Raw genomic sequence first — 18339 nt, forward strand, 5'->3', positions numbered from 1 at the left:
ATAGCTGCTATTAATTATGATTTTACCATTTCTCAAATTGATGAAAAAATACTAATAGCTTTTTCACAAAATAATTGAAAAACATCTTCATGAATTAATACGATACCATTTTCTATTTGATTAAATAAAATATTAAAAATTTGTTCCCCCGTCATTGAAATTTCTGTAGTTTGATCTGGAATAAATTCAGCTTCACTGTCTCTTCATGGATCTCTAACATAATAAGTATCTTCAAGTATATTTTCTTTATTTGGTTTGATTCCAACAATTAATGCAGCATGATAAGATCTATCACATCCTTCATCATCATATTCGTTGTCATCAAATAAACAACCAAACATAATAGGAGATTGTCTAGAAAGAGATTCCCATATTAAATGTCTTATCCACATTCTTTTTTCTATATCATTTAATCTATTTCAAAATAATCGAGTTAAATCAATTTTCTTTAAAGATGAAAAATATAACAAATTTCATGATTCACCAGAACAAATATGTAAAAAATATGAAAAAGAGTTTGGTATTAAATTTCCGGTATGTTTTAAAACTTTATATAAATATATTCATTTGGGATTTTTAAATTTCAAGAAAGATAATTTGTATTTTCATGGTAGAAAATATAAAACAAAAAAAAGAATTGATAACCGTGGAAAAATAAGAAATTTTAGAACTATTGAAGAAGCAAAACATGATAAAAATGAATTTGGTTGATTTCAAATGGATACTATGGTTGGTAAAAATAATAGTGTTTGTTTAGTTTTAATCGAAGAATTAACCCAATTTAAAATTATTGAACCATTAAAAGAAAAAACAACAAAAGAAGTTACAAACGCATTAAAACGAATTTTTTCTAACAGATTTTTTAAAGATAGATGCAAAGGAACAATAACAGATCAAGGCAAAGAATTTGCTGATTGAGAAAAAATTGAAAAAATAACAAATGCTAAAGTATATTTTTGTGATGCTGGAACTCCAACTCAAAAACCCAAAGTTGAAAGAGCAATTCGTGATTTTAGACATTGATTTTCCAAAGGAATTGATTTAAGTATTTATTCAAGAAATTATTATCAAGAAGTTGCTAATATAATAAACTCTAAACTTAAAAAATCTTTACATTGACTATCTTCAAAAGAAGTTTTTATACAAATGTTTAATTTTTAATATAATTACCTATAAAAATTTTAATCATTTTATTTTTCAGTGTGCCAAAATTCATAAATTTAAAACAAAACTACTAAATTTTTTTAAAATAAATTATATTGAACATTTATTTTAAAGCTATTAATATCTTGACCTTTTAATTTTTTAACTTTTCCTCAACTTGCTTTACAATTGTTTGTATAAACTCAACTTCCTCAAGTTACCATAGTTCCTCAACAATTATTATCGGTATCTCCTAAAAATTCTATTTTATTAAAATTTTCAACAGGGTTAATTTTATCTAAATTTAGTAAAAATGATTTTGTATTTCAATAATTATGTAATGTTGATTCAAAATCTAACTTTTTATTTTCTTTATTTTTATCATAATATAATTTTAATTCTTTTTCTAAGCTAGAACTTTCAGCATTTCATAATATTTCTCCTATAATATGTCCATCATTTATAAGTTTTGTATTTAAAAAATAAACTTTTTCGTCATTTGCAGAAACATAAAAATTACCGTTGCCAAATTCTTTTATACTTATTATTTCGGTATGGTCAATTTTTATCATTATCAATATTATCTACTTTTAAAACTACTCCATTTTTGCGAATAAAATAAAGTCCTTCAGTTATTCCAACAAAAATATCTCCACTTTTTAAATTGTCACCTTTATTATTTTCATCTAAAATTTTAACAGAAGTTATTTTTTTATTTTTTAAAGGGTAATTTTGTTCTGTCCCTTTAATCGCATCACAATATTCATTTTTTATATTGTTATTTATACTTCTTGTTCTTCTATCACAATTTAAAGTTGGTTGCATAAGTAACCCAAGAATAATTCTAACATCTGTATTTGCAAGAGCCTGAGCAATTGTATTTAATGGTAATTGTGATAATAAATTATAAAATGATTCATTAATAACTTCATTGATATTACCAAATCTTGCTTGAATATTATTAATTGCGTCAATAATATTATTGCTTATAGATTGTCAATTTGTTACAATAGAACGAACATTGGTATGACCACTATTTTCTGTAGGATTTCAATATATATTGCTATAACCTTCGATTATATTATTTAAAATTAAATTAAAAACACTTCTAAATCTTAAAGCTTCTGAAATCACTAAAATTATATATCCCAAAGCTTTTTTATTAAATCATTATTACTATTATTATTTCTTCAATTATGTAGAGTAGTAAATGCATTTTGAATAGAAAATCAATTAATTGAATGACTACTATCGGCACCTCCTAAAAGAATATTATAATGTCCATCAAATTGGAGAGGAAAATCAGCTGCAATAGTATTATCTATATGTCTTAATTCTAAATTGAGGTGATCAGAGTCGGATAATCAATAATAATTTCTAATAATATTTTTTTGGTGTTAAATTTCCTGCTTGTGTTAAAACATTGTATAAATGAATTCGCTTAGGTGAATTTGGATTAAAAAAAGAAAATTTACCCCATCGTGGTAAAAAATATAAAACAAAAGGAAAAACTGATAATCGTGGTAAATTAACTAACTTTAAATCAATTTGAGATATTGAAAATAAAGTTTCTAATGTTGGATGATTTGAAATGGATACTGTTATAGAAAAAGACCATCAATCTAGTAATTTAGTTTTAGTAGAACAATCAAGTAAAAATTATTTTGTAATGAAATTACAAAAATAATACTGCTAATGAAGTTTTAGAAAAATTTAAAGATATTGCTAAAAATAATAATTTAATTGGAAAAATTAAAGGAATAATAACAGATCGTGAAAAAGAATTTAGTAAATGAAAAGAAATGGAAATATTTGCTGAAACACAAGTTTATTTTTGTGACCCCGGTAAACCACAACAAAAACCATTAATTGAGCATATGAACGGTGAATTTAGATATTGACTTTCTAAGGGAATTGATTTTAATAATATTAGTCAAAAAATAATAGATTGAGTAATTAATGTTATAAATGATAAACTCCGACCATGTTTAAATTGACTAAGTGCAAAGACAATGTTTTTACAAAATTTTAAATAAATTTATTAGTTAAAATTTAATAAATTATTTTTTAGTGTTCTTAAATATGAATAAAATAAGATAAAATTACAAAAATTTAATTTTTTCTGAAAAAGTTGTTGCAATTTATTAAAAATATTTTATTATTAACTTAACAAGATATAAATTTGCCGTTTATATATACACAGCGCCTATCTAAAACTCCACGAGCTGTTGAAGAATATAATTTTGATGTACTATTTTGAACAGTTAAACCTAATTCATTATATTGTGTTGATGTACCATGAATAGCATAAATTGATAATTTAATAACCATAAAAAAGATCACAAAATAAGCAATCGTTGTTTTTGTCATTGGCAATTTAGTATTTCAAATCACATCAAAAATAAACAAAAATACATCAAAAATAAAACTAAAAATTTTGTCTCAATTACTTACTTTCTGATAATAAATTAATCATCTTTACCACTTCCTTTTTCTTTTTTAGGTTTTAAATTCTTTTTCAAAATATCAATATCAAACAATTCTAAGCGTTGTTTATTATTTAATTTTGATATATCTTTTCAAAAGTATTCTTTTTTATTAACAACCTCATCGTTTTTCAAATCATGAACAAAACTTAATCAATAACTATCGTATTTATTAGCAAATTCAAGCGGAATAATTATCTTAAAAAACCGAATTCCTAATTCAACATCCGACTTATATTTTGCTAGTTTACCTTCTGACAATCGTTCAACTGATTTTGTTTTTCAAATTTCATAATCAGTAATATCTTGAAAAATACCAATTCGCATAATAAAAAAACGATTAAAAATATTAAATCCTTTTTTAACAATTGGTTTTTTAAGTGAAATTGGAATAATAATACCACTTGCTAATTGCCTAATATTGTTTCAAATCATACCCTCACGCTGAGCAGCAAACAAAGCACGATGTCCAAAATGTCTTGCTAAAACAATTCACGGTATCTTACCACTATGAACTTTTTTCTCATCGTGCGGACTAGTTCCATAAATATATAAATAACTTTCATCAAATAAAATAACACTATCTATCATCTGGAGGAACTGGTTTTGTTCGATCAGTAAAATCCAAATTTTTAAATATTAAAACTTTAACCTTGTCATTTTCTAATGGATAATTACTATAAATTTCATCTGTTAATAATTTCATAGACTGAGACAAATAAGTTAAAAATAATGTTTTACCTGTTCCTAACTTACCAATGATAACTGACAAAGGATTATCTCAAACAAAATCAACTAACCTAAATGCATTTAACTGATAAAAAATATTTTTTCATAATCACCAAAAAAATATACACATTGTAAAACAAATAATAGTCAAAATACTAAACCATTATAATTTAATGAAATTATTCAAAGTAACAAATCAATTCAACTAAACAAAACCATTGAACCGCTAATATAAGAATAATTTTTTAAAAAAAAATACAAACTTTTTCATTATTTAAAATACCCAACTATTTTAAAAATCATTCACAATAAAAACCAAGTTAAAAACAAAATTACAATTCAAACACCAACCATCAAAGTTAAATATTCATTTTGTGTTAAATTTAAAGTTGTAATATTTTCAACATTTGTTTTATTTATAAACAAAAAGACATGAATAAAAAACTCTTTTAATTTTTCTCAATCATTTTGCATTTTTAAAAACTCCACATTTTTTGAATAAGTTTAAAAAACATTCCAAAAAATAAAACGATAAATAATACAAACGATATAACATATATAAAATCGGGAGCATTTGAACCAATAATATAATTTACAAATTGAACTCAATAATTATATAAACTCATTTAATTTAAATCTTTCAAATCATTAATCAATTCTTGTTCTTTTTCAACAGTTCAATTTGTTAAATTATTATTGTTATTTGTTTTTACTTTTTGAGGTTCAGCAGGGAATAATGCTTTTTTCATTTGTATAAAATAATTTTGTTTATATTGATTATACAAATTAATTATTTGTGTTCCAGTTAAATATTTCCAAAAATGTCGTTTTAAATTTTCATCATATTTCACAATAGAATAAGAATTATCATAAATCAAACCAATAGCTAATTGATCAGAATGTTTTTTACTAAAATAAATAAACTTATTATTTAATCAAAAACCAATATGTTTATTGTGGTTAAATAAATTTATAAACGAAGCTTTGTCAGTTTGAAAAACTATAAATTCTGTTCGAATAAAATAATTTTGTACGTTAATATTCTTCTTATAAAAACTCATAAAAACACCTTACTTTCCATATTATATTTACACAATGCCGTATTAAAACCACTTTTATAACTTGGTTTATGATACATTACTCAAAACAAACTACCAACAAATTTTTTATTCAAAATAGAATGACAAATTTGACATTTAAGTTTAATAATTAATCAAACTACCTAAAATTTGTAATAATTAATTCTTAGCCAAGTTTTGACTTTTTATTATGACAATTAGTAGAACTATACACTCATTCAAATTCATTAATATTAAATTCTTTAAACAAGTCTTTAATAAATTCAGAATTATCAATACTTAAAATTCATTTACCTTTAATTTTTAAAATATTATCTTTTAGTTCATAAAAGTTCATTTTTGAATGTTTATAAACTCTTCCTTTATTATAATAATATGGTGGATCTAAATATCAAACAATATTTTTATCCATATAATATTTATTAATAATATTTTTATAGTCCAAATTATAGAACTCAATATTATTTTTAGGATCAACTAATAGTCTTCTAATATTTTGAATTCTCAATAATTTATTAAAATTAAAATTTTGTTGTAATCTTTTATCTGTTCAAGTTCCTCATTCTTTTCCGTTAAAAGTTAAAGCATTTTTAATTAATAATTTTTAGCCTGTATTCAAACAATAATCATTTTCTATCTTTTCTTTCATTTCATCAATAGTTTTTGAATTAGGATATGCCAATTTTTGTAAATAATCTAATTCGATTAAGTGAATCCCTTCCCGTCAAAAGTTAATCAAGTCACTATGTAAATCATTAAAAACTACTTTGTTACACATAACTGCTGGTCTAACACATTTAAGCCAACTGAAGCACCGCCACAAAATAAATCTATAAATTTATCAAATTTAGCCGGTAATAATGCTTTAATTTTATTAAAGTGTTTAGCTTTTCCGCCTGGCCAAGACAACGGACTAATAAATTTCATTCTAATCCTCCTTTACTATAAAATGTTTAAATAATGTATATGTATTGTAATAAACATTGTTATACTAATGTTTAAATAATGTATATGTATTGTAATAAACATTGTTAAATATATAAAATTAAAAATTAAGGCACACTGAAAATAACTACTTAGTTTTAACTAATAGCTATTAAAATATAAAATTATACGTTTATAATTAATCAACTCACATAAAAACTAGTGTGCCATAGCTAAAATATATGAATGGATCAGTTATAATAAATATTAAAATCCTTTTAACATGACACGGAAAAAGTTTAATATTTTAATAATTACTCAAATTCCAAATGGAATTAAAATAATTCATGTATCACCAAGAAATGTCATTAATTGTGGTAACACAGCATAAACAGCATCTTTAACTTTCATCATAGCTTGTTCTAAACCACTTCAAATAGAATCCATTCCACCTGAAATAGTAGGAGTATCTGCAGCTAGAAAATTAACATCTGTTGTTAAATACATACCTAACATTATTCTTTATCCTCCTTATTTTTAATTTCTTTTTTATCTTTTTTTCCTTGAATTTGACGAATTTTTTGATAAATCGATAAACCAATTCAAGCAAGAATTCCTAAAATAATAACAATACTAAATATTCATGTTAACCATACTGGTATAACTTAATTCCTCCTAGAAATTTAGCTTGCGCGGCACACTTCGCGTGTTCGCTACGCTCACAATATTGAATAAATTACCGCTAATAAATTACGCGGATAATTTATTCATTTTCTTTTACATTATTAGTTACTATCTTATTAACAGTATTAATGACATTATCTTTTCCATACTTAGTTACTAAATATTACAGTTTACAATTTAAAATAATTTAATTTTAGTTTTTAAACTATTTTTTAGTATGTTAAAATATGAAATTATTTTTTGTATTTTTTTTTTTTTTTTTTTGTGTTATTATGTTTTTATAAAAGAAAAAAGTTTCTTGTTTTTAAATAAATTAAGTAATACCCGTTTATATGCAAGACTCCCAATTATTCTAATGACTTTAATTAATTATTTTATTAGATTAATTAAATATAGAAAAAGAATAATTTAAGATGAAAATTACATCAAAAATTAAAGGAGCTTTAAAAGAATCTTATCGATCAATTAGAAAATCAATTAAGACAATGTTAACAAAACTTGGTCTTAATAAAAGTCAGGTTCAAGAAGCAACAACACGAACTTTGAATGCAGTAGAAGTTGAAATAAGTAAATTTTTAAATGAAGAAATGCAAAAAGTTGATTTGTTATCTACACCAAATCCAGAAATTAAAGGTTTAGTAGAACCATTAAAACCACAAGTAAAGAAAACATATGGTAATGATCAAACAGAAGCTAATAAATATAAAGCTATGCTAACCGAATTAAATAGTTTTTTAGCAGAAGAAAAACAATCATCATTAAAAACAGAAGCAAAAGCACCAGTACCATTACCACGAACAAAATTTAATCAAAATTTAACAACAGAAACTGAAGAAGATGAATCATATGGTCGATAGTAAAAAAACAAGATTTCTTTTTTATTAAAAATCAATTTTTTAATTGATTTTTTCTTTTAGAATAGTATTGCGATAAATGATTAAATATTGTATTATTTGTTTAGTATATGACTTTTATTATAAGTAAATAACTTAAAAAATTATAGAAAGTAATGCAAGAAATATGGCAAATAAAGATGAGAAAAAATTTTACAAAACTTCTTTTTTTTATTTGTTCTTCATTTATATTTGGTCCGTTAGGTGCTTTAATTTCATGATTAATTTTAAAATTTCAAAAAAATAAAAAACTTAAAAATAAACAAAATGAAGAGCAATTGTTAGAAAAGTTAGCACTTTTAAAAAATAACAATCTTGAAAATGATGATAGTAAAGATGAAATTAATAATCAAAAACTTGTAGAATTTTATAAAAATATTCTTGCTGAATTTGATACTTTATTTTCAAAGCAAAGTAAAGATGTACCAGACGTTAAAAATCAAAATATACAAACAAGAGTTGGAACAAATCAAATTTTATAACAATCAAAAACTAATGATTTATTAGGAGAAATTGTCAAAGTAAAAAATAATTTAAGAAAAGTGGAACCAAAACCAAGAAGTTTTACAAACAGAATAATTCCCAATCCTACCATTAAACCAAACTTATCAAATTGACAAAAAGAACAAATTAAATCAGTTAATGAACAATTAAATTCAATAGAACACGAAAATGAAAATAATAAAAATATTGATGAGAATACAAGATAAAATAAAAATTAGGTATTTTTTATATATAATTAATAAATTGCTGCCGCAAAAAACTAGTTTGTTTATCATTAAATATAAACTTTACAAAAAATATGGTAGAAAAAATTTATTGTATATGATTTTAAAATATTATTTAATATTTTAAAATAAATGACTTTTTATTAAAAGAAAAATTTAATATGAAAGTAAAAAACAAACTAAAAAGAGTAAGTTGGAAAGTGATTGGTGATCTATCACAAACTTTTAAAATAGCACGTGGTGCAATTAATCATGTTTTAATTAAAATGGGTTTTGACAAAGCTGAAACTATTAAGAGATCAGAAAATTTTATTCATCTCTTAAAAGAAGAAATAGCAGAATATAAAGAACATATTGAAGGTTATAAAGAATTAGTCAATAAGTTAAAAACGACTAATGTTGAATTAGAAAAACAATATTATGAAGCCCTTGCTAAAATAGCAAAAGAAAATGAGGAAGATTTTGTTTTAGAAAACAATACTAAAAATATTGCATTAGAGTCAAAACCAAAACAATTTTAAAAAAGCAATCCAACAATAATTAAACCAGTGCGAGAAAAAAAGATAACATCTAATATTCCGAAACAAGGTCAACAATATCAAAAAATTCTTAACGAAATTGATAATATTGATGAAGGATATGTATCAGATAAAGAACATGAAATATAAAAAATAAAAACAACAACATTGTTGTTGTTTTTATTTTCGTTTTCTTTGATAATTGTAAACCGATGTTAATACTCAATTTTGGGGACTTCATTTTGTTAATTTTTTTACAATTTTATTAACACTACCTGTTACAATATAATTTTTTCTTTTTACTTTTAATCCTTTTAGTAAACTTTTTCGAGCATAAGTAGATGTCTTCATAACTTTCACTGTTGAATGATATTTTGCATCTTTCTGGTTACTACTTCGATTTCAGAAATTAGTTTTTAACGGTCCTGGACATAAGGTAATAACTCGAACTGGTGATTTTGTTTTTTTCAATTCCGTATTAATCGCCACTCCGAAACTTCAGACATAAGCTTTTGATGCATAATAACTAGAAAAAACTGGGGCTGGCGTAAATGCCGCTAAACTACCAATGTTTAAAACACGTCCTTGTTGTTGCGCTATAAAACGTTGTACAAATAATTTTGTTAAAATATGGAGCGCTTTAATATTTAAATCAATCATATTCATTTCTTGCTCTAAACTAGATTCATTAAAATAACCTCATACACCATACCCAGCATTATTAATTAAAATTGTTACATTATCTTTTGCAACATCATTAAATAATTTTTCACAATTTTCTAAATTACTTAAATCATAATTAATCATTTTAATTGTTTGTGTTGGATATTTTTGTTGTAAAGCAGTAACAGGGGTTGTATCACGCGCAACAGCAACAACATTATAACCAAGTTTTAATAATTCTTTGCAATAACAATATCCTAATCCTTTACTAGCACCAGTAACAACAGCTCATTCTAAACTATTACTATTTGTTTTTTTCATTATTTTCTTGTCCATTTTCTAATTTTGGTTTTTTAATAACTGTCATATCAAATAATGTTTTACGATTTAAGAAAATATAATTTCCTGCTGCCGCTAATGATAATACCGTTGCTAAATACATTGGAATCATAATAATTTGGTTTACTCAACCAAATTCATCTCATTGGCCTGTTTTTAAAGAATGACCATTAAACATACGAAAACCAATAAAAAATAAAATTGTCATTCCAAACATCTCCATTGCTGCTCGCACACGTCCCAGTTGATTAGCAGCCATCACCACTTTTTGTGTTGCTAAAATTTGGCGAACAACATCAATTACAAAATCGCGAGCAATTAACAATACAACCATTCAAACTGGAATAATGTTTGCACAAGCAAAGACAATTAAAACAGTATTTGTCAGTAATTTATCGGCGATTGAATCAAAAAATTTACCGAATGTTGTGACTTGATTGTAGCGACGAGCAATAAAACCATCTAATAAATCAGTTAAACTAGCAATAATAAATAAAATCCCAGCAATTAAATAACTAATTGGCAATGAATAAGCAACATTATCTCCTTTAATTGTTAATCATTGATCTCATCCATTATATAAGGAACTATTTTCAAATGAAACAATTACCATTAAAGCAATAATAACTGGGATTAAAAAAATCCGAATTAATGTAATACGATTAGCTCAATTCATTTTAAGTCCTCTTTTCTAAAAATATCTTATCCTTGATATGTTAATATTACTTACATATTATATTATATAAATGTATAATATTAAAGAAAGTTTATGAGGTGAGGGGAAAAATGGTTAAAGAACTAGTACAATTACTTCAACAAAAACAAATGACAATTGCAGCATATGAATCAATAACAGGAGGTCTTTTTAGTCATTATATAACTAATGTTCCAAATGCTAGTCATGTTTTTTTAGGCAGTATTGTTACTTATACTAATGACATTAAAATTAAACTTGGTCATGTTTCCCAATCAATAATTACAAAATATGGTGTTGTTTCAAAAGAAACAGCTGAGGCAATGGCTTTTGCTTGTCAAAAACAATTTAATAGTGATTTTGCCATAAGTTTTACCGGTAATGCTGGTCCAGGCCAATTAGACAACTTGCCAGTTGGAACTGTGTTTGCAACTATTCTTTTTCAAAACCAAGCAACAACATTCGCATTAACATTTAATCCAACTTGATCACGAGAAAAAATAAAAATTGCAACTGTTACAACAATAATTAAACATTTAGAACAAATTTTAGAAAAAAAACAAGGAATTAATAGTAAAAAAAGATAAAAATAAACAGAAAGGAGAATAAAATAATGGAAGATAATAAACCAGTTCCTCCTGAAACAAAAACCGTTGACCAAGATGAAATTTTAAAAACAGTAATGAAAGAAATCGAAAAAACATATGGTAAAGGCGCTATTATGAAATTAGGGGATAAAAGCAACCTAACAATTGAAGCTGTTTCAACTGGAAGTTTATTACTTGATGAAGCAATTGGAGTTGGTGGTTATCCTAAAGGACGAATTATTGAAATTTTTGGGCCAGAATTCATCAGGAAAAACAACTCTATCATTACATGCTATTGCTGAAGTACAAAAAATGGTGGGCGAGGAGCCTTTATTGATGCTGAACACGATTTAGATCCAAATTATGCTAAAAAACTTGGTGTTAATATTGCTGAATTAATTATTGCCCAACCTGATTCAGGTGAACAAGCATTAGATATTTTAGAAACACTTGTTAAATCGAATGCAATTGATTTAGTTGTCATTGATTCTGTTGCCGCATTAGTGCCCAAAGTAGAATTAGAGGGAGAAATGAGTGATGTAACAATTGGTGTGCAAGCACGTTTAATTAATGAGTAAAGCTTTACGAAAATTAAACGGAGTAATTAATAAAACAAATTCAATCGTTATTTTCATTAATCAAATTCGCGAAAAAGTTGGTGTTTTATTTGGTAATCCTGAAACAACAGCAGGGGGGCGTGCTCTTCGTTTTTATGCTTTTGTCCGATTAGATATTCGTCGTACTGAAACACTAACAACAGCAGGAGTAGCAACCGCCAATAAAGAGTAAAAATTAAAGTGGTTAAAAATAAGGTCTCACCGCCTTTTAAAACAGCTCTTGTTGATATTAATTATAATGAAGGAATTGATAAATATTATGAATTAATTGATTTAGCAGTAAAATATGATATTTTAGCAAAAGCCGGGGTATCATATGCTTATAAAAATAATAAAATTGGTCAAGGCCGAGAATGTGTAAAAGAATATTTAAAAATTCTCATATTTTCCTCCTTTACTAATATCTTAACATATTTATTTTTTCTAGAATGGATAAATTAATAACTAATTTTTTTTCAAAAACTCTTATTTTATTGGCATCTTTAAAAAAGAAAAAATTATTTTTTTAAATCTTTTGGGAGTGTTGCATATAAACGGGTATTATTTAATTTTGTAGAATAAACGATGAAATAGGACAAAAAAATTCGACCCTTATTGGGTTGATTTTTTTATTTGAAAATTAACTTTAAAAATTAAATATGTTGGTTCTACAATTATTTAATTTTATAATTACATATTTTTTAGTGGAAGGTTCCCCAACATGGCATTTTGTCAGTAAAGAAACCAATAGAACTGTTAACTTGTTTTTTTTTTTTTTTTTTTTTTTTTTTTTTTTTTTTTTTTTTTTTTTGCGATTTTGTAAATTAATGACTTTGATTAAGATAAACAGATAATGCTGTATTCATAACTATTAATTAGCAAGATATAAATTGTACTATGAAGTATAGTACTTTATTTGATTTCATTATAACATCAATAAAATAAATGTTCAATATAATTTATTTTTAAAAATTTAGTAGTTTTGTCTTAAATTTTTGAATTTTGACACACCGAAAAATAAAATGATTAAAATTTTATAAGTAATTATATTAAAAATTAAACATTTGTATAAAAACTTCTTTTGAAGATAGTCAATGTAAAGATTTTTTAAGTTTAGAGTTTATTATATTAGCAACTTCTTGATAATAATTTCTTGAATAAATACTTAAATCAATTCCTTTGGAAAATCAATGTCTAAAATCACGAATTGCTCTTTCAACTTTGGGTTTTTGTGTTGGAGTTCCAACGTCACAAAAATATACTTTAGCATTTGTTATTTTTTCATTTTTTTCTCAATCAGCAAATTCTTTGCCTTGATCTGTTATTATTCCTTTGCATCTATCTTTAAAAAATCTATTAGAAAAAATTCGTTTTAATGCCTTTGTAACTTCTTTTGTTGTTTTTTCTTTTAATGGTTCAATGATTTTAAATTGCGTTAATTCTTCGATTAAAACTAAACAAACACTATTATTTTTACCAACCATAGTGTCCATTTGAAATCAACCAAATTCATATTTATCATCTTTTGCTTCTTCAATAGTTCTAATAATTCAGAAAAATTATTAAAAAATAAAAGAGATTCAAATTTAATTGATTCATTTTTACAAGTTGTTATTACTACACACGGTAGTGTTACTTCTTCTGGTTTGGCATTAAATAATAAAGTTTATTTTGGATCTTATGATTGTAAAGTATATGAATATGATCCAGAAACAGAAAGTCAAAAAATTGTTCTTACTACAGGAGGAAGAATTATTTCTTCTGGTGTAGTCTTAAATAATAAACTTTACTTCGGATCAGGAGGTTCTGATAAAAGTGTATATGAGTATGAAATTTTAGAATTAATTGAACAGGATATTATTAATATGAAAGAGCAAATAAAAAGAGGATTATATTTATACTATAATAAAAAAGAAAATCACAGTTCTAGTCCTAGACCAATTTCTAACATTAATTTAGATAATTTAATAGTAATATCTGATCTTGTAATAAATGATAACCAAAAAATGAATCATATAATTTAGAACAAGTTATTGATAATATTTGTCCAGCGTTTAACTCAACTTTATAAAATAATACTGATAATGAACAAATTATGAATACAGTTTCTTGTTCTAATCAATTAACAGAAACAAATACATTTCAAAAAATGAATGGATTCACTAAATCAGAAACAACATCAAATACTGATAATTGAAGTACAAATGTAAATACTAAAGTTACAGCAAAAGCTAGTAGTAATGCTGGTGTCCCTGTTGTTTTAGGAGCAAAACTTGAAGTTGCAGTTGAGGTTAGTGGTGGATATACGTGAGGAGGATCGCAAAATTATACTATAGCAGATACTTCAAGCTCTTCTGATACAGAAATTAAAACAACAACAGAAACTATGACTATAAATTGTTTCGTCTCAGTCAATAAAGGTTCCGCCACACAGTAAAATTTCAGTTTTTGTAACTGCTTGAAAAAATAATATACAACTTATTTGGCTGTATATCCAGAAGCAAACGAAAAATTAACATTTAAAATTCCAAATTATGATTTAACAAAATATTACTATAAAATATCAATTTCAATAACAGATTATGCATCTGCTAATAAATTTGTAACATATTATTTTGAAACAATATCACAAAAATCAATTTTTACATTTTTAGCAGATAATTCATATGAAAGAATAATGATTAAGCAAGATGGCTCAATTTCAAATGAAACAAATAATATTGTTATTAAAGATTTAACAATTAAAAGAAAATTAATAAATAATAGCGAATTAAGGGAAGATGAACCGCATTCTATTTATAAGCGTGATATGGATACTGATTTTTCAAAAGAAACATCGGATTCTTATGATATAGTGATAAGAAAAATAAATAGTGCAACAACTATTAATGAATTAAACTTACTTGAAAAACACCCAGTATGAAGAATTATTTCAAATAATAGAAATGATATTAAAGAATTATTTAATAAAAAATGATTAGAATTAAATAAAAATGAATAAAAAATTAAATGAGGTAAATAATTATAAAACAAGATAAAACGACTTGATTAAAGGGTGCCTTACCTTGAAATTGATTTAAAAAAGACCCTATTCCGACTTATAATTGAACTCATAAAGATATTAGAGAATGAGAAAGGAAATATAAAATTCGTAGTTGAGTAGTTAGTTTTTATACATTGATATTTTTAGAATTAAATTGTTGATTAGAATATGGCATTATTAATGCAATAAAAGATAATATTAATTGATATAATTATGGTCAATATTGAGGTAATGGAATTGCCATATTATTAAGACCTTTATTTACACACGGAATTCAGGGTATATTTGTTGCTAGTAGTAAACCAAAAGTAGATATGAAAATTGATATTCCACGATTAAAAGTTTCTAAAACGGGATTAGTATTTACAATATTACCTTTAATTACTTTAATAATTTCTTTAATTATCATTTGAATTGATAAATCAAAATGAAAAAAAGAGCATTTACGACATTGTTTGGACTGCCGTATTAATCCGCGTGTCATTCAACCACGAATAGCAAAACAATGAAATAATTTAGATGGTCAAGTACTTTTTTTCATACTTATCATATTTAAATTTAATAATTTTTCAATCATCATTTACATTACCATGCCACACAACAAAATATCATTTATTATCAATTTTGTTAAATGGTTTTTCTTGTGGCGCCATTCATTCTAAATTGTCTTTTATTTCTTGCTTATTTGTATTTATTTGATTTTCTTCTTTTAATTTTGCTAATTGTTCTTTTGTATATTCTTGTGTTGTATTACAACAAGCAACTAAACTTGTTGTACTTGTTCAAATTAAAGTGATTGAACTTAAAGGACTTAATATTTTTTTCATTTAATCACATTTAACAACTCTAATTGTTAAAGCTAATAATGTACCAATAATAGCTCCAATTGCAGCACCGGTTCCTGCTGCTGCACCAAGAGATGTTCTGGGGTTATTACATAAAGCACTACCAATTTCCATTGATTCGTGTATTTGAATATTATGATCCATTGTTCGTGGATCGTGATAAATTAAAAAACCACCATTAGATAATAAAGAATTTAATTGATTGCTTGAAAATCTTCTCATAACACCACCATCTGGATCCATATAGTTAAAATATAAATTATTATCTATAATTATTATAATCAACGCCAACTCTAGTGCTTCCAGCAAGTGTGGGGTCATTAATACTTGGATTTAATGAATGTGCAATATATCTTCTAAAATTATTTAATCTATTATTAATAATATAATTATTAACTGTATTTGTTCAATTTGGTACAATAGTTCCTCCTCCTAAAAAGTTGAAATTATCTACTATTTGCAATGTTGTTTCCATATTACCAATTAAATGTTGTTGACATGAATATAATGGAGTATCTGGCGTTCTAAAATTTCTAAGACCTAAAGATCTTAAAATTGACTCTGCTATTACTGGGCCACAAGATAAAGATTCTGTTTGAGCAACAGTTGGTACTGCTACTTCTAAGTTAATATCTAAAAGTTCGGAAATGTAAGTAATTTCATCTTCTCTTTTATTTCTATTTGAAGTTTCTAAATTATTTGAATCTGATTTCATTGTTTCTCTTAGATTGTTGTTATTATTTTCTTTTTGATAAGGCCTTGCAGCAATTGTTTTTGGGATTGCAGAGCTACTAATTGTTAATACACTTAATAAACTTAAAAGTTTTTTCATTTTGTATAATTTCCTTTCTTATCTTGAAACTTTTTATCAAGATTTATTGACATTATATATATATATATATATATGCAAGTCAAGCAATTTAAATATATTTTAGAAAGGGGATGAATTATAATGGTTATTAAAATTCTAAGCGTTAAGCGAAGAATTTTATAAAGGTTCCCAAATTTGTTTGAAAGAACCTCAAAAGTTTTTTAACTTGTAAGTTATTTTATCACAAAAATTTAAGAAAATCAACCGCTCGCCCAAAACCTCAAAAAACTATATAATTAGCTTTGTATATAAAAGAAAGGATTTTTTAAAATTGATAAAACAAAGCATCATTTTTCTTTTAAAGAAAGAGTAATGTTAAAAGATTTATTAGAACTTGATTCTTTAAAAAGAAAAAATGGTAAATCCAATATATCTAAAATAGCAAAAATATTGCATAAAAATCGCAATACAATTAGACAAGAAATAAAAAGGTTAAAAGATAATGAATATGACACTAAATTAGCACACGAATATTATTTACAAAAACAACAAAAATGTTTTAAAAAATCATTATTATTGCTAAATATTTTAGAATGACTAGATGAAAAATATAACAAATTTCATGATTTATCAGAACAAATCTGTAAAAAATATGAAAAAGAGTTTGGTATTAAATTTCCGGTATGTTTTAAAACTTTATATAAATATATTCATTTGGGATTTTTAAATTTCAAGAAAGATAATTTGTATTTTCATGGTAGAAAATATAAAACAAAAAATAGGATTGATAACCGTGGAAAAATAAGAAATTTTAGAACTATTGAAGAAGAAAAACATGATAAAAATAAATTTGGTTGATTTCAAATGGATACTATGGTTGGTAAAAATAATAGTGTTTGTTTAGTTTTAATCGAAGAATTAACCCAATTTAAAATTATTGAACCATTAAAAGAAAAAACAACAAAAGAAGTTACAAACGTATTAAAACGAATTTTTTCTAACAGATTTTTTAAAGATAGATGCAAAAAAACAATAACAGATCAAGGCAAAGAATTTGCTGATTGAAAAAATTGAAAAAATAACAAATGCTAAAGTATATTTTTGTGATGCTGGAACTCCAACTCAAAAACCCAAAGTTGAAAGATCAATTCGTGATTTTAGACATTGATTTTCCAAAGGAATTGATTTAAGTATTTATTCAAGAAATTATTATCAAGAAGTTGCTAATATAATAAACTCTAAACTTAAAAAATCTTTACATTGACTATCTTCAAAAGAAGTTTTTATACAAATGTTTAATTTTTAATATAATTACTTATAAAAATTTTAATCATTTTATTTTTCAGTGTGCTAAAATTCATAAATTTAAAACAAAAATACTAAATTTTTTTAAAATAAATTATATTGAACATTTATTTTATTGATGTTATAATGATAATAAATAAACTGCTACACTTCATAGTACAATTTACACTAACAACCCGTATCTTTGCAACGGTCCCAATCTTTTTTATAAAATAATTTGTTAAATTAAAAAATACTTGCAAAATTTTTGCAAATAAAATATAATAACAATG

General features: G+C 24.3%; 29 protein-coding genes and 5 pseudogenes. 14 read left to right on the forward strand and 20 right to left on the reverse strand.

Annotation, left to right across the window (positions count from 1 at the left end):
• Nucleotides 1-14: 14 nt before the first annotated feature.
• Nucleotides 15-470, reverse strand: a complete 456-nt coding sequence (locus ACZ91P_RS08165) for a hypothetical protein (protein ID WP_465159039.1) — start codon at nt 468-470, stop codon at nt 15-17.
• Between ACZ91P_RS08165 and ACZ91P_RS08170 the strand changes: the two are divergent.
• Nucleotides 454-1161: pseudogene (locus ACZ91P_RS08170) on the forward strand (IS30 family transposase); the annotation flags it as partial. The gene ACZ91P_RS08165 and the pseudogene ACZ91P_RS08170 overlap by 17 nt on opposite strands.
• An 83-nt stretch (nt 1162-1244) precedes the next feature.
• On the opposite strand, the gene ACZ91P_RS08175 reads toward ACZ91P_RS08170, so the two are convergent.
• Together ACZ91P_RS08175 and ACZ91P_RS08180 are read right to left on the reverse strand one after the other, a co-directional pair.
• A complete protein-coding gene (locus ACZ91P_RS08175; protein WP_465158852.1) occupies nt 1245-1715 on the reverse strand; it encodes a hypothetical protein in 471 nt (156 codons plus the stop codon).
• Complete coding sequence (locus ACZ91P_RS08180) at nt 1660-2277, reverse strand: hypothetical protein (RefSeq protein WP_465158853.1); 618 nt, start codon at nt 2275-2277, stop codon at nt 1660-1662. Before ACZ91P_RS08180 ends, ACZ91P_RS08175 begins: the two co-directional genes overlap by 56 nt.
• Before the next feature lie 256 nt (nt 2278-2533).
• On the opposite strand from ACZ91P_RS08180, the pseudogene ACZ91P_RS08185 reads away from it, so the two are divergent.
• Nucleotides 2534-3179 (forward strand): annotated as a pseudogene (locus ACZ91P_RS08185) (IS30 family transposase); the annotation flags it as partial.
• A gap of 166 nt (nt 3180-3345) precedes the next feature.
• Here the strand turns inward: ACZ91P_RS08185 and ACZ91P_RS08190 are convergent.
• The 10 genes and pseudogenes from ACZ91P_RS08190 to ACZ91P_RS08235 all read right to left on the reverse strand — a co-directional run.
• Nucleotides 3346-3619 (reverse strand): annotated as a pseudogene (locus tag ACZ91P_RS08190) (hypothetical protein); the annotation flags it as partial.
• On the reverse strand, nt 3612-4220 hold the full coding sequence (locus ACZ91P_RS08195; protein WP_465158854.1) for a hypothetical protein: 609 nt from the start codon (nt 4218-4220) through the stop codon (nt 3612-3614). The pseudogene ACZ91P_RS08190 and the gene ACZ91P_RS08195, both read right to left, overlap by 8 nt.
• Nucleotides 4210-4401 carry a hypothetical protein gene (locus tag ACZ91P_RS08200; protein WP_465158855.1) on the reverse strand — a complete coding sequence of 64 codons (192 nt, stop codon included), beginning with the start codon at nt 4399-4401 and terminating at the stop codon, nt 4210-4212. Before ACZ91P_RS08200 ends, ACZ91P_RS08195 begins: the two co-directional genes overlap by 11 nt.
• A 227-nt stretch (nt 4402-4628) precedes the next feature.
• The gene (locus ACZ91P_RS08205) at nt 4629-4832 is read right to left on the reverse strand and encodes a DUF2649 family protein (protein ID WP_465158856.1); all 204 of its coding nucleotides are present in this window, start codon (nt 4830-4832) and stop codon (nt 4629-4631) included.
• A 152-nt stretch (nt 4833-4984) separates the two neighbouring features.
• On the reverse strand, nt 4985-5419 hold the full coding sequence (locus ACZ91P_RS08210; RefSeq protein ID WP_465158857.1) for a DUF3627 domain-containing protein: 435 nt from the start codon (nt 5417-5419) through the stop codon (nt 4985-4987).
• Nucleotides 5420-5603: 184 nt separating this feature from the next.
• Nucleotides 5604-5945, reverse strand: coding sequence for a DNA adenine methylase (locus tag ACZ91P_RS08215; protein ID WP_465158858.1), 342 nt, complete (start codon nt 5943-5945; stop codon nt 5604-5606).
• Nucleotides 5946-6041: 96 nt separating this feature from the next.
• Nucleotides 6042-6215 carry a hypothetical protein gene (locus tag ACZ91P_RS08220; protein WP_465158859.1) on the reverse strand — a complete coding sequence of 58 codons (174 nt, stop codon included), beginning with the start codon at nt 6213-6215 and terminating at the stop codon, nt 6042-6044.
• Nucleotides 6200-6364 (reverse strand): DNA adenine methylase, encoded by a 165-nt coding sequence (locus ACZ91P_RS08225; RefSeq protein WP_465158860.1) that lies wholly within the window; start codon nt 6362-6364, stop codon nt 6200-6202. The genes ACZ91P_RS08220 and ACZ91P_RS08225 overlap by 16 nt, the downstream gene beginning before the upstream one ends.
• Nucleotides 6365-6628: 264 nt before the next feature.
• Complete coding sequence (locus ACZ91P_RS08230; protein ID WP_465158861.1) at nt 6629-6877, reverse strand: hypothetical protein; 249 nt, start codon at nt 6875-6877, stop codon at nt 6629-6631.
• Nucleotides 6877-7023, reverse strand: coding sequence for a hypothetical protein (locus ACZ91P_RS08235; protein WP_465158970.1), 147 nt, complete (start codon nt 7021-7023; stop codon nt 6877-6879). Before ACZ91P_RS08235 ends, ACZ91P_RS08230 begins: the two co-directional genes overlap by 1 nt.
• A gap of 435 nt (nt 7024-7458) precedes the next feature.
• On the opposite strand from ACZ91P_RS08235, the gene ACZ91P_RS08240 reads away from it, so the two are divergent.
• From ACZ91P_RS08240 to ACZ91P_RS08255, 4 genes are all read left to right on the forward strand, one after another.
• Nucleotides 7459-7902: a hypothetical protein gene (locus tag ACZ91P_RS08240; protein ID WP_465158862.1), complete on the forward strand. Its 444-nt coding sequence runs from the start codon at nt 7459-7461 to the stop codon at nt 7900-7902.
• A gap of 176 nt (nt 7903-8078) precedes the next feature.
• Nucleotides 8079-8420 (forward strand): hypothetical protein, encoded by a 342-nt coding sequence (locus tag ACZ91P_RS08245; RefSeq protein WP_465158863.1) that lies wholly within the window; start codon nt 8079-8081, stop codon nt 8418-8420.
• 60 nt (nt 8421-8480) lie between these two features.
• Complete coding sequence (locus tag ACZ91P_RS08250; protein ID WP_465158864.1) at nt 8481-8648, forward strand: hypothetical protein; 168 nt, start codon at nt 8481-8483, stop codon at nt 8646-8648.
• 218 nt (nt 8649-8866) lie between these two features.
• On the forward strand, nt 8867-9187 hold the full coding sequence (locus ACZ91P_RS08255) for a hypothetical protein (RefSeq protein WP_465158865.1): 321 nt from the start codon (nt 8867-8869) through the stop codon (nt 9185-9187).
• 177 nt (nt 9188-9364) lie between these two features.
• Here ACZ91P_RS08255 and ACZ91P_RS08260 read toward each other — a convergent pair whose 3' ends face one another.
• Both ACZ91P_RS08260 and pgsA read right to left on the reverse strand, forming a co-directional pair.
• Nucleotides 9365-10168, reverse strand: coding sequence for an SDR family NAD(P)-dependent oxidoreductase (locus ACZ91P_RS08260; protein ID WP_465158866.1), 804 nt, complete (start codon nt 10166-10168; stop codon nt 9365-9367).
• The gene (gene pgsA, locus ACZ91P_RS08265) at nt 10152-10862 is read right to left on the reverse strand and encodes a CDP-diacylglycerol--glycerol-3-phosphate 3-phosphatidyltransferase (RefSeq protein ID WP_465158867.1); all 711 of its coding nucleotides are present in this window, start codon (nt 10860-10862) and stop codon (nt 10152-10154) included. Before pgsA ends, ACZ91P_RS08260 begins: the two co-directional genes overlap by 17 nt.
• A gap of 110 nt (nt 10863-10972) precedes the next feature.
• On the opposite strand from pgsA, the gene ACZ91P_RS08270 reads away from it, so the two are divergent.
• Genes ACZ91P_RS08270 through ACZ91P_RS08285 form a run of 4 tightly spaced genes read left to right on the forward strand, consistent with a single transcriptional unit; the run spans nt 10973 to nt 12525 of the window.
• Nucleotides 10973-11467 carry a CinA family protein gene (locus ACZ91P_RS08270; protein ID WP_465158868.1) on the forward strand — a complete coding sequence of 165 codons (495 nt, stop codon included), beginning with the start codon at nt 10973-10975 and terminating at the stop codon, nt 11465-11467.
• A gap of 26 nt (nt 11468-11493) precedes the next feature.
• Entirely contained in the window at nt 11494-12045 is a 552-nt protein-coding gene (locus tag ACZ91P_RS08275; protein WP_465158869.1) for a recombinase RecA family protein, read from the forward strand.
• A complete protein-coding gene (locus tag ACZ91P_RS08280) occupies nt 12038-12256 on the forward strand; it encodes a hypothetical protein (RefSeq protein WP_465158870.1) in 219 nt (72 codons plus the stop codon). The genes ACZ91P_RS08275 and ACZ91P_RS08280 overlap by 8 nt, the downstream gene beginning before the upstream one ends.
• Before the next feature lie 8 nt (nt 12257-12264).
• Complete coding sequence (locus tag ACZ91P_RS08285) at nt 12265-12525, forward strand: hypothetical protein (protein WP_465158871.1); 261 nt, start codon at nt 12265-12267, stop codon at nt 12523-12525.
• Nucleotides 12526-13112: 587 nt separating this feature from the next.
• Here the strand turns inward: ACZ91P_RS08285 and ACZ91P_RS08290 are convergent.
• A pseudogene (locus ACZ91P_RS08290) lies at nt 13113-13607 on the reverse strand (IS30 family transposase); the annotation flags it as partial.
• Here ACZ91P_RS08290 and ACZ91P_RS08295 point away from each other — a divergent pair.
• The 3 genes from ACZ91P_RS08295 to ACZ91P_RS08305 all read left to right on the forward strand — a co-directional run bounded on the left by ACZ91P_RS08295 (nt 13557) and on the right by ACZ91P_RS08305 (nt 15064).
• Entirely contained in the window at nt 13557-14087 is a 531-nt protein-coding gene (locus tag ACZ91P_RS08295; protein WP_465158872.1) for a hypothetical protein, read from the forward strand. The pseudogene ACZ91P_RS08290 and the gene ACZ91P_RS08295 overlap by 51 nt on opposite strands.
• Nucleotides 14088-14158: 71 nt before the next feature.
• Nucleotides 14159-14500: a hypothetical protein gene (locus ACZ91P_RS08300; RefSeq protein ID WP_465158873.1), complete on the forward strand. Its 342-nt coding sequence runs from the start codon at nt 14159-14161 to the stop codon at nt 14498-14500.
• 45 nt (nt 14501-14545) lie between these two features.
• The gene (locus ACZ91P_RS08305; protein WP_465158874.1) at nt 14546-15064 is read left to right on the forward strand and encodes a hypothetical protein; all 519 of its coding nucleotides are present in this window, start codon (nt 14546-14548) and stop codon (nt 15062-15064) included.
• A gap of 253 nt (nt 15065-15317) precedes the next feature.
• Here ACZ91P_RS08305 and ACZ91P_RS08310 read toward each other — a convergent pair whose 3' ends face one another.
• Genes ACZ91P_RS08310 through ACZ91P_RS08325 form a run of 4 tightly spaced genes read right to left on the reverse strand, consistent with a single transcriptional unit; the run spans nt 15318 to nt 16783 of the window.
• Nucleotides 15318-15686, reverse strand: coding sequence for a hypothetical protein (locus ACZ91P_RS08310; protein ID WP_465158875.1), 369 nt, complete (start codon nt 15684-15686; stop codon nt 15318-15320).
• Nucleotides 15622-15933: a lipoprotein gene (locus ACZ91P_RS08315; protein WP_465158876.1), complete on the reverse strand. Its 312-nt coding sequence runs from the start codon at nt 15931-15933 to the stop codon at nt 15622-15624. Before ACZ91P_RS08315 ends, ACZ91P_RS08310 begins: the two co-directional genes overlap by 65 nt.
• On the reverse strand, nt 15934-16236 hold the full coding sequence (locus ACZ91P_RS08320) for a hypothetical protein (RefSeq protein ID WP_465158877.1): 303 nt from the start codon (nt 16234-16236) through the stop codon (nt 15934-15936). It lies immediately after the preceding gene.
• Nucleotides 16214-16783 (reverse strand): hypothetical protein, encoded by a 570-nt coding sequence (locus tag ACZ91P_RS08325; protein WP_465158878.1) that lies wholly within the window; start codon nt 16781-16783, stop codon nt 16214-16216. The genes ACZ91P_RS08320 and ACZ91P_RS08325 overlap by 23 nt, the downstream gene beginning before the upstream one ends.
• Before the next feature lie 309 nt (nt 16784-17092).
• Between ACZ91P_RS08325 and ACZ91P_RS08330 the strand changes: the two are divergent.
• Nucleotides 17093-18068: pseudogene (locus ACZ91P_RS08330) on the forward strand (IS30 family transposase).
• Nucleotides 18069-18339: the final 271 nt, after the last annotated feature.

It is taken from the genome of Spiroplasma endosymbiont of Halictus nicosiae, assembly GCF_978018445.1.